This is a genomic window from Fortiea sp. LEGE XX443 (assembly GCF_015206815.1).
GTDB lineage: Bacteria > Cyanobacteriota > Cyanobacteriia > Cyanobacteriales > Nostocaceae > Nostoc_B.
This window is the reverse complement of sequence record NZ_JADEXZ010000005.1, coordinates 54,826-70,015: the sequence shown is the minus strand read 5'-3', so window position 1 is coordinate 70,015 and position 15,190 is coordinate 54,826. Positions and strand designations below refer to the sequence as shown.

Annotated in this window: 12 protein-coding genes; 5 read left to right on the top strand and 7 right to left on the bottom strand. The window is 41.5% G+C overall.

All coding sequences use genetic code 11. From position 1 onward, the window contains the following. Window positions 1-21: 21 nt before the first annotated feature. The 4 genes from IQ259_RS03845 to IQ259_RS03830 form a co-directional block, all read right to left on the bottom strand. Window positions 22-3,591 carry a TonB-dependent receptor gene (locus tag IQ259_RS03845; RefSeq protein WP_193881074.1) on the bottom strand — a complete coding sequence of 1,190 codons (3,570 nt, stop codon included), beginning with the start codon at window positions 3,589-3,591 and terminating at the stop codon, window positions 22-24. A 4-nt stretch (window positions 3,592-3,595) separates the two neighbouring features. After that, window positions 3,596-5,113, bottom strand: a complete 1,518-nt coding sequence (locus IQ259_RS03840; protein ID WP_193881071.1) for a DUF11 domain-containing protein — start codon at window positions 5,111-5,113, stop codon at window positions 3,596-3,598. A gap of 229 nt (window positions 5,114-5,342) precedes the next feature. Further along, window positions 5,343-5,876: a DUF11 domain-containing protein gene (locus IQ259_RS03835; RefSeq protein ID WP_193881068.1), complete on the bottom strand. Its 534-nt coding sequence runs from the start codon at window positions 5,874-5,876 to the stop codon at window positions 5,343-5,345. A 25-nt stretch (window positions 5,877-5,901) separates the two neighbouring features. Beyond that, complete coding sequence (locus IQ259_RS03830; protein ID WP_193881065.1) at window positions 5,902-8,466, bottom strand: hypothetical protein; 2,565 nt, start codon at window positions 8,464-8,466, stop codon at window positions 5,902-5,904. 387 nt (window positions 8,467-8,853) lie between these two features. On the opposite strand from IQ259_RS03830, the gene IQ259_RS03825 reads away from it, so the two are divergent. The 3 genes from IQ259_RS03825 to IQ259_RS03815 all read left to right on the top strand — a co-directional run bounded on the left by IQ259_RS03825 (window position 8,854) and on the right by IQ259_RS03815 (window position 10,708). Continuing rightward, the gene (locus IQ259_RS03825; protein ID WP_193881063.1) at window positions 8,854-9,012 is read left to right on the top strand and encodes a hypothetical protein; all 159 of its coding nucleotides are present in this window, start codon (window positions 8,854-8,856) and stop codon (window positions 9,010-9,012) included. Next, the gene (thrC, locus tag IQ259_RS03820; protein WP_193881060.1) at window positions 9,009-10,313 is read left to right on the top strand and encodes a threonine synthase; all 1,305 of its coding nucleotides are present in this window, start codon (window positions 9,009-9,011) and stop codon (window positions 10,311-10,313) included. Before IQ259_RS03825 ends, thrC begins: the two co-directional genes overlap by 4 nt. A 119-nt stretch (window positions 10,314-10,432) precedes the next feature. After that, complete coding sequence (locus IQ259_RS03815; protein ID WP_193881057.1) at window positions 10,433-10,708, top strand: MoaD/ThiS family protein; 276 nt, start codon at window positions 10,433-10,435, stop codon at window positions 10,706-10,708. 242 nt (window positions 10,709-10,950) lie between these two features. Here IQ259_RS03815 and IQ259_RS03810 read toward each other — a convergent pair whose 3' ends face one another. Further along, window positions 10,951-11,538, bottom strand: coding sequence for a thioredoxin family protein (locus IQ259_RS03810; RefSeq protein ID WP_193881270.1), 588 nt, complete (start codon window positions 11,536-11,538; stop codon window positions 10,951-10,953). A 106-nt stretch (window positions 11,539-11,644) separates the two neighbouring features. On the opposite strand from IQ259_RS03810, the gene IQ259_RS03805 reads away from it, so the two are divergent. After that, window positions 11,645-12,049 carry an NIL domain-containing protein gene (locus tag IQ259_RS03805; protein ID WP_015111384.1) on the top strand — a complete coding sequence of 135 codons (405 nt, stop codon included), beginning with the start codon at window positions 11,645-11,647 and terminating at the stop codon, window positions 12,047-12,049. Here the strand turns inward: IQ259_RS03805 and IQ259_RS03800 are convergent. Beyond that, window positions 12,046-13,113 carry a DUF3616 domain-containing protein gene (locus IQ259_RS03800; RefSeq protein WP_193881054.1) on the bottom strand — a complete coding sequence of 356 codons (1,068 nt, stop codon included), beginning with the start codon at window positions 13,111-13,113 and terminating at the stop codon, window positions 12,046-12,048. The two genes, IQ259_RS03805 and IQ259_RS03800, sit on opposite strands and share 4 nt — an antisense overlap. Before the next feature lie 240 nt (window positions 13,114-13,353). Between IQ259_RS03800 and IQ259_RS03795 the strand changes: the two genes are divergently transcribed. After that, window positions 13,354-14,322: a CHAD domain-containing protein gene (locus IQ259_RS03795; RefSeq protein WP_193881051.1), complete on the top strand. Its 969-nt coding sequence runs from the start codon at window positions 13,354-13,356 to the stop codon at window positions 14,320-14,322. Between the two features lie 29 nt (window positions 14,323-14,351). Here the strand turns inward: IQ259_RS03795 and IQ259_RS03790 are convergent, their stop codons facing one another. Beyond that, window positions 14,352-15,125, bottom strand: a complete 774-nt coding sequence (locus tag IQ259_RS03790) for a DUF928 domain-containing protein (RefSeq protein WP_193881048.1) — start codon at window positions 15,123-15,125, stop codon at window positions 14,352-14,354. Between the last annotated feature and the right edge of the window lie 65 nt (window positions 15,126-15,190).

Sequence of the window (15,190 nt, the reverse complement as noted above, 5' to 3'; positions counted from 1 at the left end):
GAAACGCGAAATTTCGCGTCTCTATCGTGGTGGTGGAATTTTTTGCTGTCCAAAGCCGTCAAATAATTCATTGAGTTTCAAAGTTAACCCTAAATAAGGGCCACCTGCGGAACGTACACCCGAAAAATCTCGGTCATCAACTCTGCCAAAGGCATATCCAGCAGCCAAGCGCAGGTTAGGAGACAGGTAATAACCAGTTTCTACAACAAAGCCAGTTTCACTATAGTTAGATTGACCTATCCAACGCGCCTCACCGACTAAATCCATGCTGTATCCCAGGCGATAGGTGGCTCTAAGTTGCGCTAAGTTAACTGTACTCGTCCCTACCAAATCACTTGCTAAGTAGGATGTACTGTTACGTAGGGCATACTTACCATAAAATTCCCATTGCCAGTTAGGTGCATAGATGCTTTCTAAGGCAAAGGTATGGTCTTGAGAGCCTGTACCACTACCTAAAAGGATGGTGTCAGGAATTACAGATGGATTCTCTCGATATTCATAACGCAGCAAAGCATTAAATTTATCGTTGCTGGGGTCGCGGTAAGCTAAACCCACTCTCAGATTCACTGTATCACCAAGACCTGTTAGCCTTTGATTGGCAGAGTTTGCTTGTTGATAGCGTGCTAAGGCGGTCAATGCTGGCGAGATTTTACCCGTTGCTGCTGCGGAAATTACGGTGTTAGAACCACTACCAGAAGTGCGATGTTCGTAACGGGCGCTGGCTTGAAACTGGGGGTTATCACTGTATTCCAAACCAACACTGTAGCTATCGCCACTCTCAAAACCTATAGATGAGGCGGCTTGACCAACTGTAAAGGGTTGGGCAAATTGTTGTCCTGTGGCATTGCGGTTAAAGAAGTTGCCAAATACGTGTTCGTAAGCCAGATTCAGACGTAATCCTGGGGCGATCGCCCAACGGTTATTTAGACCGATCGCTCCTTGGGTGGTAAGCTGGTTAGCACCTCCCAAAATTGAGTAACGACCTGTTAAAGTGGTGTCTGTGCCGAGTTTGTGTTCGCCGTTGATGCTTAAACTGGTGATGGAATTCCCACTAAATTGACCACTACTATAAAACTGTTGAGCCAGACTAACATTTACGCCAGGTATTGCTGCCCAATTCAAACCTAAGATGGTACGGTCTGGGTATACAGTATCTGCACTAGAGGATAAAGTTAGTTCGTTTTGGGCGGCAAAAGTCAGATTTTTGGCCAGGGGAAAAGCCAGGCGCGATCGCAATTGATTAGAATCACTGGTTAAAGCATTAATCGGGATTCTGTCTTCCCGATGGCGATGAATCCAATCAAGGTCAACCGTAGCCTTACCTAAGCCTTGTTGAATCCCCGCCGAAATCGTTGTTAAGGAGTTATCAACTTGACTTCCTGGTGTCGCCTCAGAACGTGGTGCAAATAGTTCTTCAAAGGTATCTAGGGGTTGGGGTGCAATGCCAAAATTATCTTCGTGGTCGTATTGTAGGCGGAGATTGGTAGTTTTTGAAAGTCTACCTGTTAGTTGTCCTCCATAGCGGGTTTGTCCTGGAACAAAGCTAACGGTGGCATTATTGGCAAAGCCTGTATCTGCAAACCGATAATAAGCGCGTCCTTGGACAGCATTGGTAATTTTTCCTTCTGCTTCCAAGCGGTAAGCTGCACCACTAACTTTACCTATCAGTTCCGAATCGTTGCTGGAATGGGCGTATTCAGCGATTAACTTGCCATTACGTCCCCAAGAAATCATCGCATCTGCACCATAGAGTTGAAAGTCACGCACTCCTTGATTTTCTTGGATAAAGGTTGCGCCTAGCCAACTTTCCTGATTCAAGGTACGGGACAGATTATATTGCAACCGACCTGCATAGATATTACTGTCAGAGCTTTCACTGTCGTATTGATAGCTAACAACAATCCTTCGGACTAATACTTGTCCAGTGCTATCTATATCTGTACGCAGAATTGGTTCACGGAATATTAATGTACCGCGATCATAGTCGATTTCGTAGTCTGGGCCGCGATTTAGCTGCTTGCGCTCTAGTACTGTACCAGGACGATTGAGTTCCTCTAGTTCAATAAAGACATTTTCACTTCCTGGAAGCAGTAGTCGTCGGGAGAGGAAGTAAAAACCACTCGTACCATCAGGCGCAATGGTATCTCGTTGAAAGCCTTCTAAATTATTGCCATAGAAGCCTGTGAATTGGAAATTGCCTAAGTTGTAATTAGTTTTAAAGCCGTGCAGTTGACGAGTAATCGAAGTATACTGCTGGGAGGTTCGCGCAAATTCTTCTGTGTTGTAGTCACCCCACATAAAATAGTCAGGCGCAACACCAGGAATTCTAGAAGAACGCTCAAAACGCAAAAATACACTATCAATGGAAGGTGCGACAACATCTACTCTTGAGCTATCACCATAAACGGGATAATTTCTTTCACTAAATTGGTCAGTTCTAAATAGGCGATTATCACAGTTGCAATCTTCATTGAGTGTGCGCGAACTATTATATGCACCTGTAAACAACCACTCACCAACTGCACCTGTGGTAAATACTGCTGAGTGAAAATCGAATTGAGTTCGATTATCTTTGTCAGGACGGATAAAGTCTCGGAACTTACCATAATAATCTGTACCTCTAGCACCCAGGCGAACATCTATCACCCCAGTCAACAAACTTGGACGCAGTGCTGTTTCAAATTGCAGTTGAGTAAAGGCTTCTAAATCGTTAGCGACAGATCGAATTCTGACAGTTTGCGCTTTTAATTGCGATCGCAAAGTCGCGGTAAATTCTCCACCTTTTACCTCTACCTGAAATCCTGGTTCATCAGGTTTAAAGTCCTTCCCTAGCAATTCTCCCGCACTCGGTATGATGGTAACAACAGCATCTCGGTTAGAAAGATTGTTATTTTCATCCAACAGTTGACCGCGAATTGTGGCTGTTGAACGTCCATCGGCTGGAATGCGAGATTCTACTGTTTCAATTGTGAGTTTTTTTGCCGCACCCCGCACCATTACCCTTACTATTACAGATGATTCTGGTTTACCAACTTCTTGTGCAGAGATGATGTTTTCGCCATCTTTCAATGAGACACCGTACCATGTCTGCGTTGCCAAGTTAGTATCCGCATCAGTTTCTGTACGTCCTACTAAGGATGAGTCTACCAACACCCCATTTACTCGCAATTCTACTTGAGTATTACTAGGAAACTGCACACTTACCGTAGCCGCAGGTAAATCAACAACGCTATCAGTGGTGGGAGTCAGAATTTTGATGGTTGTGTTTTGATTCTCGATGGCTGCGGCAATTTTGCGTAAACCTTTAGGTAACTGAATATCAGTTGCTGGTTGAAATGGTGGGATGGCTGTTAATTTTTCCTCGACTGCAACGGATGTTATTTGCGATTCCGAACTATTAATATCAGGAAAAGAATTAACTTGTTGTGGTTGAACACTGTCTTCCAATCCCTGTGTCCATGCGTCTTCTTGTTCTGAAATAGTAACTTCCGCCTTAACTATAGCTGGATAGACAACAAAGGCGATCGCACCTGTCACAGCACCCATCAGCTTGAGATTAAAGGTAGTTGCACCATGCAATTTAGGTTTCATTGCTTTATTTACTCCTGCTGGGGGTGACAGCAAAGTTCATTCTGACTAAGCCGCCAGGTTCTAGACGTACCCAGCGAGATTGACTATTGCGTTCGCGGAATTTGCGATTGGGAGCTAAGGTATAGCCGGGGACACTAGTGAGGTCGAGTACACCTGTATGGCTTCCTGGCAAAACGTTGGCGACAGAAAACAAACCATTGGGATCTGTAGTGATGCGGTTCCCGTCTTCTAGAAAAATCACTGCATTCGCTATTCCCGGTTCACCAGATTGTTGTTCGCCGTCAAAGTTTTTATCTTCAAACACGCGACCGATAATCGTGCCACAATCAGCAACAATCCCTGGACGAATCAACAATTGGTGAGTTGCAGGGCCATCTTTCGTACTTAGGCGGTTATCAGTTCTGAGTCCATTAGCGATCGCGCTATTACGGCCAGTTCCGCGCAGTGCATCAGGTGTAAGTTGTGCAGCGTAGGCAATATTTAGGACTTTTGTTGGTGGGATGATTGCATCTGTGCGGAAGGTGACTGTATTACCGTTGCGTTCAGATGTGATGGTGACTGTTTGACTATCCATCTCGCCACGCACAGATTTCGGGATGAAATGAAAGCCTAGAGGTAAGTTATCGGTGACAACTACGTTATTTAACCCAATATCAGCCAAATTTCTCACCGAGATGCGGTAAATAGCTGTATCGCCTGGTTCCGCAGTCGCGCGATCGCCTGTTTTAATAATCTGCAACTGCTGTGCTTGACACATATTGGTTGTAAATGCCAAAGCTAATAAATTTAGTTGTGGTGTTTCTGGATTTGTAACCACAGACAATATATCCTCTACTCTAGTTGCACCTGTACTATTCAAAGGTTGCCCATCTAAAGAAGAAGCTATATACTTAACGCTGTTATTATTTTGGTTAGTGTTGTCAATAATTTGAATTTTGATGCGTCTTTGTGGATATCGAGACTGTGGCGGAGGGTTGGCTACTAAAATGTAAGTTTTACCTGAAGCCGTTTGTCCTCTACTAGCATCTAAAAGCAAGTTATAAACACCTGCGGGATTATTGCTCAGAAAATAAGGATTAGCATTTTCAATATTTGGTGTTTGACCTTGGGGAATTTTATTATTAGGAATATTTGGTAATTCTGTGCGAGTTAAACTGACCAAATTACCCAACTCAGTACCTGTTGGATCGTTTAAATTTGGTTCATATAAACCAACAGAAAAACCTGTATAATCAGATATGATTGTACCCGCACAACTTAGTATTCGTCCTAAATTATTGCTTGTCGAACCAAAAACTAGTTGCAATTGGCTAGAAACACCTTGATATGTAAAATTACTGCCAGGGTCTTGATACGTATAACTTGCTTGATTATTAATATTAACAGTTGTTTGTGCTGTTACTTTAATCGGTAAATTTGTTGTTAATAAACTTCCTAAGACAACAGTAGTAGCTAATTTTTGATACCAGCTACTACTAGAAATTCTCTGCTTTGTTTTCCGAGAAATATTTACTAATTTCATTTGTAATAAAATGTTATTTTTTGTTTCAAATCAACCTTTTAAAAATTTGCTAAAAATCTAAAGTTATTCAACATTTAAAATAAAGAAATAATTAACTGCAAATGAATGTAAGTAAAGGTGTTGCATGGATAACCAATAATTCTATTTCACCTGCTTCACTTCAACTACGCGGCAGTTGAGCGAAGTCGAAACTCAGTGACTACCTGCCTCCTGGCTCCTGCCTCCTAAATCAACGCACTTGAGTTTGATAAGTCGCTTTTAGAGTGGTTTTTGCTGGCAAGACTGGGGTAGAAAAGCGAATGTGTGTATAAGCGCTGGCTGGTGCAGGTTTTGTTTCTACCTTGCCGTTAGCAAGGGTAACTTTAATTGTGGGATTTTCAACAAAACTACGTGCGCCATCAATGCTGTAGGTAATTTTGGCATTGCTGGTAAAATTGGCAGATTGCAAAATATAAACCATGCCTTGGGGAATGGGTTGATTGAGAGTAAGATTTTTAATTGGGCGATCGCTTCTATTTTCCCCAGTCAAGGTATAGCGTAATATATCTTTTGGTTGAACAGTTGCTTGTCCTTTTAAAGTTTGCCAAGTCACTTTTTGCTTACCTTGTTGATCCTTAGTTAAAACTTGCTTTTCTGCTGATAAAAGTAACTTTAAAGCCTGTTGTTTTTCGAGATTTTGGGCAACTCCTGGTACATTAGTAATAAATGAGGTTGTTGTTAGTAATAAACTTGTGGCTATTCCAGCCATAAAAATCTGTTTCATCTTCATCTCCTGGAGTAAATTTCTATTAGTTAACTTGTGTTTGCACGTCAACGCTATTAACTTTGCGTTGAAAGATAAATGTTCCTGATATATTTGGTGCCACTGTGCCAACATTATTTACATATCTAGTAACATCAGTTGCCGCCGTAGTCCCGCTAGTTTGGTTAGTAGCAGCAGTAGTAGCAGGATTACCACTGAAAAAATTAATTGTTCCAGTTCCTTGTGCTGAATCAACCACGTGACTGGTATCAATTACACTGTTGTTATCGTTATCTCTTGCCCAATTATTGGGAAGCACAGTGCCATCTTCAGTAATAACTACATTGCCAGCGTTTAAAATCACATTGTTTGAACCATTAGCTGGTTGTGGTTCAGAAATATTTCGGTACTGAATCACGTACTCAATAATATTGCCCGGTGCAGGTGTTTTTGGTGTTGTACTCAAAGTCCCGTCAGCACCTTGAACAGCTGGCCCATCTCCTTGTAAAACCCGCGACTGTTTGATCAGTTGCAAGAAGCCAGTATAGACGCGATTAATAGTGATGTTTGTCACTAGGTCATCAGCTAAACCATTAAAATTGGTGTCAATAAAAGCTGTGATTGGTACAGGGAAGCCGCGTTGAATATTAGGATCGGTTGAAGGTGGAGTACCATTAGGCAGATCAATATTCACAGTATAGTTAGCTGTACCATTGGAAGCTACGTTATCAATGCGTATTGGGTTTGCGGCGCTAACTGGGTTGCCTCCCACAAAACCAGTGCCATTTGTAAAGGTAAAGACCCCGTTATTGTAGGTATAAGTAGCAGTTGTAGTACCGTTGTTAGCAGATATCGTCACAACTGTACCGTTAGGCAAGTCACCTGCGGTTGCTGGTGGTGTAGGCAATAAAGAAATATTTTCTGTTTGATTACCTGTGTTGCTAACGGTGTTAGGAAAACTAACTACGTTTGGATCAAATGTTGTACCTGGAACCTGACCAGCTGGAACATTGGAAGATTTATTAGTAAAATCATCATTGTTATTTGTCGGGCCAACTGCGCCAGGAAAATTATTTGGCCCGTTGAGGAGGGAGTTCACGCTGATTGTAAATACGTTGGCTTCACCACCTAAGTTTGCACCTGGGTTGCTAGTATCGCCAGTATTATTGCCATTAGTATCAGTTCCGGTTGTTGTCAAATCATTCGCGTCATTAATATAACCATCAGGTACAGTAGGTGGTAACTGGTCTGGCACACCATCCCCATTAGTATCTGTATTGGCTGGGGGTGTCATGTTACCTGGAGGCCCATCAAAGTTGCTAGGATTTTGATCGCCAGACTCGTCAAGTACAGGAGTATTGGTGTCTGGTGTTTTACCAAATACTTGCGCGACGTTGGCAATGGTTAAAGGTGCAGTCTGTCCTGTTCTAACTCTTACTTGAATAGAGAAGCCAGTAACAGTTGTATTAGTTGGTATATATGTACTGGAATTACCATCTACAGTAGTTTTAACAAAACCAATTCGCGTGACTGTAGATAAATCTCCTGGTGCTGTACTTGTCCAAGAGGCTGCATTTGCAGATGTGGTGACAGCAGTGGTGGAGTAAACTACAGTCCAACCAGTGGGGGGTGTTGGTGCTACTGCTAGTTGTGTCCCAGATGGAATGGCATCGGAAATTAGAATATTTGTGCCAGAAAGACCTGGTACAACGGAACCAGCTAAAGGTGCAGGAGTGATGCTTTGTCCTGTAGGATCACTAGACTCAACTCGCAAACCCAGGTTATAAGTGATGGTATCGTCGGTGATATCTGCTGGTGTATTGTTATTGCTATAAATACTACGAGTTTTGAGTATGGTAGCTAGAGAATAATTCTTTGCAGAAACAGTTATAGAAGCTGAGGTACTACCTTCGACTACACCGTTAGCGGGTGAACCTGTAACTTCTCCGCCGGGTGTACCATCTGGGTTATCTACAGTGTAAACGTCTCTAGCATCATTAATCGATCCGGTGCGTGGAGAGTTGCTCGCGGTTAAAGCTGGGTTAGTTTCTCCTAAAGTAACTTGAATTTGTTGTCCAGATGTTGCGCCGGAGTTGACAGTTACAGGGACTCTGACTTGTATCGTCCCATTCACAGGTATGGAAGATGTAGTGAATCCAACAGGCGGAATATCGGTCCATGTTGTCCCGTTGTCGGTACTATATTGTAGTGTGCCTTGTGTACCTGGCCCTGTGATACCTGCTTGGCTGGGAAGTCGGAAGCGAGTGGGATCGTTACCGATGTTGGTGATAGTAAACGGAAAGTAGATGAGATCATTGACGAGAACAGTTCCACCGTTGTTATCTACAGGCGTACCTGCAACAATGGAGATACCGGCTACTTCTGCAATAGTGACTCTTACGGTGTTAGAAGTACTATTGATTGGTACGTTGGGATTGTTGGGATCTTCGTACGTGGCTGTTGCTTGGTTGTCGATCGCCGCACCGGCTAATGTTGGTGTGGTTTGAGCTATAGTCGGTTGGACAAAGCTATTAGCTAGTAATGTCGTTGCTAATAAAGTAATATAAAGCTTAGGATTTATAGTTTTGTGAATTCTGTAAGGAAGTTTCATTTAGTTAGTAGAATTGCTTGGTATGGTGCAGCCTGGTTAAGGTGAATCATAATTAGCCAAATTTAGATGTTTGACTGACTTTGTTGTTGTTTTGTGAGACGAAATGATTCCAAAGCAACTAAAATTACTTCGGAATACTGCACTTGAGTGTATATAAGCGTATAAATTTGCTATAACCCTAGTTTTAGCTAATTTCAGTTTGATTTACTGATATTTAACTGACTAGTTGTTACATAGTGTTCTCGTAACAATAACAACGTTAAATCAGATATATTTGATTCCAAAACCGTCTAAATACTGGTACTTCAAAAATTTATACTAGAAAAAACCACGTCTTATTACTGATGGCATTACTAATTAATTTTATATTTTTTATACTTAATTAATATGAGATTCCGTAATACCGATTCTGGTGTTAATGGGAGCAGGGTTTTACTGGCTGGGAACATACCCGATAAAAAAAGTCGGGTATGTTTGACTGGTATTTTTGCTTGTGATACTATCGAGCGACAGTTGACGGACAAACAGGGAAAGCGATCGCTATGACTCAGGCAACCTCCACACACCCCCACGCAACCACAGCAACCTTAGAAGCATTGAAGTGTAAGGAATGTGGCGCAGAATATGAACTCAAAGCTAGTCATGTTTGTGAGTTTTGCTTTGGGCCGTTGGAAGTCAAATATAACTACAATGCCCTACGTCAGACTGTCACCCGTGAAAAAATTCAAGCCGGGCCAAATTCCATTTGGCGCTACCGTCCCTTTCTGCCCGTTTTAACTGACAACGTTATTGATGTGGGAACTGGTATGACTCCCTTGGTGCGTTCCCACCGCCTTGCCCGTCGCCTGGGTCTCAACAAGCTTTATATTAAAAATGATGCCGTCAACATGCCCACCCTCAGCTTCAAAGATCGGGTGGTGTCTGTTGCACTGTCTCGCGCACGAGAGTTAGGTTTTACCACAGTTTCCTGTGCTAGTACTGGTAATTTAGCAAATTCTACAGCCGCGATCGCAGCCCATGCAGGTTTAGACTGCTGCGTGTTCATCCCTTCCGATTTAGAAGCAGGGAAAATTTTGGGCAGCTTGATTTATAGCCCAACCCTGATGGCTGTCAAAGGTAACTATGATCAGGTAAACCGCCTGTGTTCCGAAGTTGCAAATACACATGGTTGGGGTTTTGTTAACATCAATCTGCGTCCCTACTACTCTGAAGGTTCCAAGACTTTGGGCTTTGAAGTTGCTGAACAACTAGGCTGGGAACTACCCGATCATATAGTTGCACCCCTGGCTTCTGGTTCGCTATTCACCAAAATATATAAAGGCTTTAATGAATTTGTCGAAGTTGGTTTGGTAGAAGGTAAAAAAGTTCGTTTTAGCGGCGCACAAGCTGAAGGTTGTTCCCCCATCGCCCAAGCATTTAGAGAAGACCAAGACTTCATCAAGCCCGTGAAACCAAATACAATTGCAAAATCTCTCGCAATTGGTAATCCAGCCGATGGTGTATATGCGATCGAAATCGCCAAGAAAACAGGCGGTAATATTGAATCAGTAACTGATGCAGAAATTATTGAAGGCATCAAGCTGCTGGCAGAAACCGAAGGTATCTTCACCGAAACAGCTGGCGGTACAACCGTCGCCGTGCTGAAAAAATTGGTAGAAGCTGGCAAAATTGATCCAGATGAAACTACTGTGGTTTACATCACTGGCAATGGTTTGAAAACTCAAGAAGCAGTCCAAGGCTATATTGGCGAACCGTTGACAATTGATGCCAAACTCGATAGTTTTGAACGTGCGCTAGAGCGTTCCCGCACACTTGACCGCTTGGAATGGCAACAAGTTCTCGTATAAAGTTTAAAGTCTGAAGTCTGAAGGATTTAAACCCGGAGGGGTTTGCCGCAGGCTAAGATGAAATTTCTATTTCACACTTCACATTTCATACTTCATAATTCACACTTCATACTTCAAATATGGCTGTAACTGTTTTAGTTCCTACTGCTCTCCAAAAATTCACAAACAATCAAGCTACCATAGAGTGCAATGGTAGTAATATTTCCGAGTTGTTCGATTCTTTAGAAACAAACTGTCCAGGGATCAAATCTCGCCTGTGTGATGAACAAGGACAGCCACGACGCTTTTTAAATTTGTATGTTAATAGCGAAGACATCCGCTTTTTAGAGGGAACAGCTACTCTTTTAAAAGATGGTGATGAAGTGAGTATTGTACCTGCTGTTGCAGGTGGTTGATACGCTAAAACCTAGGTTCGTAAAATACAGTTTCTAAAGTAATCAAGAAAAATAAATAATTCTGAATTTCCTCCTACTTTTAGAGGATAATCTCTTCACCCAGTTTTCAAGACTGGGTTAATTTATGTTGCCAATAGTCGTTTTTATCAAAAAACAGGACAATCCGTTTATAGGATTCATCCTGTCATTTAATATTTAAATATTTGAGCCAATGTTATTTGCTAAGGTTTTAATTAACAATGCTATTTTACTACCTGGCTACCATGACTGCGGGGATCATCTTGAGCTGTTGGTGCAACTGGGGTGGAAACTTTAGAAGTTTTACCACTAGCTTGGGCATAGGGTAAAGGCGAATCAGTAACTAAGGCATCCACATTACTGGCCATGACAGTGCGGGGTATATCACCTATCGCCTGGGCTATGGCTTTTCCATCTTTAGTTAAAAATACAAAATGGGGAATGCCATCTACGCGATATTTCAGCATTTCTGGCAACCATTTGTTGTTATCTACGTTCAGCATGACAAAATTTGCTTTTTCTGCATACTGCTGTTCTATTTTGGCCATATCCGGTGCCATTTTTTGGCAGACAGTACACCAGTCAGCGTAAAACTCAACTATGGATGGTTTACCGTTACTCAAAGCAACATCTAGAGGTGTAGAGGTTTTACCTAACTCTGCGACAGAAATAGAACTACCCTCAGTTCGCAACCCCAAGACGAGGGCAACACTGAGGGCGATCGCTACTATTACAATTAAGAAGTTTCTCAAACGCGCCCCAAATGTAGATTCCGGCTTGGCGGGAGAATTAACGGGTGCTTCTGTAGTCATAGCAAATTTATTCATACTGATTAACTATTGCCATTATTAGTCTATCGCTTTCTTTATCGGTGTCCGCCTCTGCTCGCTCAACCCTAGATAACTCTCTGCTAAACCTGTGAAAAAACGAGTTACCCTCACCTTTCCCAAACGCGCCATTCAAATGCCAGTAACCTATGTATTGGCAAAAGATTTTAATGTAGCTGCCAACATTATCCGCGCCCAAGTCGCCCCCAATCAAATTGGCAAACTGGTAGTAGAACTATCGGGAGACATTGATCAGTTGGATGCAGCAATTGAGTGGATGCGATCGCGCCATATTGGTGTTTCTTCTAGTTTGGGAGAAATTGCCATTGATGAAGATGTCTGTGTTGATTGTGGCTTGTGTACTGGGGTATGTCCTACAGAAGCACTGAGTCTGCATCCAGAAACATACAAGCTGACATTCACGCGATCGCGCTGCATTGTGTGTGAACAGTGTATTCCGACTTGTCCTGTACAAGCTATTTCTACCAATCTTTAACCTAATTGGAATACATCTGCTATGACAATGCGATCGTCAACTAACCTAGTCTGGGCTGGAGAATCGTAAACTACTAACAGTGAAGGCACTCCAGATATATCTTGAAATAAAGTCATACCCTCGGCATGATCATCCCGATTTCCATAAGGAATTTCTTGCACAACCTGTGGATAATTGAGCATATTTTCTGACGCGTTGACACCATTTTGCCAACGATGAACTTGCACTGGCCCATCTAAATCCATTGTTGGCCCAGCTAAAATCAATAAATCTTCCCCATCTACACACAAGTCACGAATTCCTAACCCATTTAACCAAACAAAATGTTTTTTGTATTCTTTGTTTTCTTCACTAATCTGCATGAGTTTCATTAGTCCTGGGCTAGAATTTTGTAGCTCAATTTCCAGAACCATAGCCCAACCTCGCAATACGGGGCCACGCAAACCCAAAAAAATCCGGTTTTGGTAAATAGCTAAACCTTCAATATCAAAACCATTATCTTTTCCTGGAATTGCAGCTTTAATAAATGAGCCCAAATGAGGATCATTTGCTAAAGCTGCCATAAGTAAATTACCTTGCTGTGTCATCTGTAATTGGGCAGATGTTAACTGCAAATTTGAGTCTTGAGGATGTTCACAAGACGAGAATAAACTTCCATTTACAAAGGGGATTCTTCCTAAAATGTAACGATTCGATTCTGATTCAATTTTTGCCAGCCGAGAAATATTTTTTTGATCAGTATTATCAGGTTTTGGTTTCTTACGTTTGTAGCTATGAGAACCAACTAGCCATAAGTAATAATCTGCATAAGCCAGTCCTTCAATATCAATTTCTTCGTCTTCTGATGCAGGTAAATTAAGAAATTCTGCTACTCGAAACTGTTGGTGTTCTGCAAATTTATTTTGCTCAATAAAAGTTAGTCGTTCCAATATTGTAGTTTCATCTGAACCCAGCCATAAATGCTTTCCTTGGATTAGGGTTATGGCTGAAATATCTGTTCTGTGTTCTCGAAAACTATCAGTAAAAGATAAGATAATTTGCTGGAGTAAATGCGAATTTGACATTTTTTATTGATTCCCTGAATTTAGGAAGATGTTAAATTTAATACATATTTTACTATTATAGCCCAGGTAAGAAAATTAAAATTTTTAGATTGCAGTTTTTAGAAAAGCTAGGATTCTCGTTTATAAGGAAAGATTGAAAAGTGTTACAAAAATTTTACTCAAAACTTAGCAAATAAATATACAAGATAAATCTAATGCTATTATGCAATAACCCAACTAAGTATCTAGTTGCAATTAATTATGAAATTAGCTACAAAACCCACAATAAAAACTTTAGGGGAATACGCCTACCAAGCGATTCAAAAGCATTTTAACAAAACTTTAAAATACGCAAAAACTGTTAGAAAAGATGAAGATCCCGAAGCACTACACCAGATGCGTGTGGGTATGCGCCGTCTCCGCACCGCAGTTAGCAGGTTTGATTTAGCGCTAAATTTGCCAAAGCCAGCCAGCGATAAAAATATTGGTAAAATTGCCCGTAGTCTTGGTAGCCTGCGAGACTTGGATGTACTAAAAGAAAGTTTAGAAACGCTTTACCAGTCAAAATTACCCAACAAAGAACAGGAATCTTTACATAAAGCCTTTAATGCTTTAGCAAAACAGCGGGAAGTTGCATTATCTGATGTATTGAAGACACTCAAAAATGAACCATACAAATCTCTTAAGCAAACATTAGAAGATTGGTTAGAAAAACCCAGCTATCAACCTTTAGCTTCTCTGCCAATTCAGCAAGTACTACCTGATTTATTGTTACCTGAAGTCAGTATTTTTTTCCTACATCCAGGATGGCTAGTAGGAACCCAATTTACTGATTCTGAAGTAAAGATTCGCACTGATTGGAAACCAGAAAAGATAGAACAACATTTGACTAACAAAGGTGATACTATTCATGATTTACGCAAACAGTCCAAACGTGTACGCTATCAAATGGAATTATTTGCCGACTTATATACTGAATCTTACGCAACTTATATTGCAGAAGTAAAAAGTATACAAGATATTTTGGGTAGCATTCAAGACAGTGTAGTTATGGGAGAGTGGCTGATGGATATTTTTAAGTCAGAATTTAATACTCATCTGCCTACATTTGCTAATTTATTAGCAGAAAATCGCTACCAATTATGGCAACAGTGGCAACCTTGGCAAGAACGTTACTTGACAGTGGAAAATAGACATAATTTTCGTTTAGCAATCTTGCATCCTGCGTAAAAGCTGGGAGTTATTTCAATACGGTTCGGTTAATGTTTGTCTGACAAGATCGGTTCTGTTGCTACATCACCTAGGCGGATGCTGACTAGTAAATCTTGCCATTGTGTCTGAAGGGCTGTATCTAGAGGCTTTTTCTGCCGCATTTTTGCCAGTGTTGTGAGTGCTTCGTGCCAGATACCATTTTGGGCATAAATAGCAAACTGTTGTGAGGGTGTTGCTGTTTGTAGTTGCTGGGTAATTTCTTGACTCAGGTTAACTCGTTTGACTACTCCTTCGACATAAACAGGCGGCGATTGTTCTTGTTTGTCGCAAGAAAAAGTCAAAAACCAACGGTACTGTTGATTAACAGCTAACGCGGGAGCATCAGCAGATAGAGAAACGCTGATGATTCCTGGATTAGTTGGAGTCGCTATCGCTTTTTGATAAATTAGGTTTGATTCCTGATCTTGCAGCACAAACATAGCTGGAAGATTCACATTTTGGGAATACGGCACATAAAACCAAAATGTTGGGTGTGATGCTGTAGTCAATCCCCAAACATTAGTCACTGATGGCGGTTCTTGAGTAAATGGTACTAAAGCAGTCAAATCCTGTTTGACTTGTGGACAAGAGCCGCGTTTGGCTCCACCCAACACCCGACCCCCAGGAGCAGGATCTTTTGGCGGTGGCGGCGGATTAAAATACACTTTTTGGGATAAAGTCGCCATATTATGATTAGGTGTTGGCACTGGTGTTGCTAATGCCAAGGTTTGACTAGCTAAAAAACCTGCGTAGCCCAAAGCTAATCCTAAAAGTAGTTTCATTAGTTGTAAACTCCAGTTTGTGTGTGGCTGAGAAAGTTGATTTTATCTGCTTAGACTTCTCTTAT

Excerpts from the sequence above, each read along its gene's own strand:
- IQ259_RS03845 (WP_193881074.1), bottom strand. The coding sequence starts at position 3,591 with ATGAAACCTAAATTGCATGGTGCAACTACCTTTAATCTCAAGCTGATG.
- IQ259_RS03840 (WP_193881071.1), bottom strand. The coding sequence starts at position 5,113 with ATGAAATTAGTAAATATTTCTCGGAAAACAAAGCAGAGAATTTCTAGT.
- IQ259_RS03835 (WP_193881068.1), bottom strand. The coding sequence starts at position 5,876 with ATGAAACAGATTTTTATGGCTGGAATAGCCACAAGTTTATTACTAACA.
- IQ259_RS03830 (WP_193881065.1), bottom strand. The coding sequence starts at position 8,466 with ATGAAACTTCCTTACAGAATTCACAAAACTATAAATCCTAAGCTTTAT.
- IQ259_RS03825 (WP_193881063.1), top strand. The coding sequence starts at position 8,854 with ATGAGATTCCGTAATACCGATTCTGGTGTTAATGGGAGCAGGGTTTTA.
- thrC (WP_193881060.1), top strand. The coding sequence starts at position 9,009 with ATGACTCAGGCAACCTCCACACACCCCCACGCAACCACAGCAACCTTA.
- IQ259_RS03815 (WP_193881057.1), top strand. The coding sequence starts at position 10,433 with ATGGCTGTAACTGTTTTAGTTCCTACTGCTCTCCAAAAATTCACAAAC.
- IQ259_RS03810 (WP_193881270.1), bottom strand. The coding sequence starts at position 11,538 with ATGACTACAGAAGCACCCGTTAATTCTCCCGCCAAGCCGGAATCTACA.
- IQ259_RS03800 (WP_193881054.1), bottom strand. The coding sequence starts at position 13,113 with ATGTCAAATTCGCATTTACTCCAGCAAATTATCTTATCTTTTACTGAT.
- IQ259_RS03795 (WP_193881051.1), top strand. The coding sequence starts at position 13,354 with ATGAAATTAGCTACAAAACCCACAATAAAAACTTTAGGGGAATACGCC.
- IQ259_RS03790 (WP_193881048.1), bottom strand. The coding sequence starts at position 15,125 with ATGAAACTACTTTTAGGATTAGCTTTGGGCTACGCAGGTTTTTTAGCT.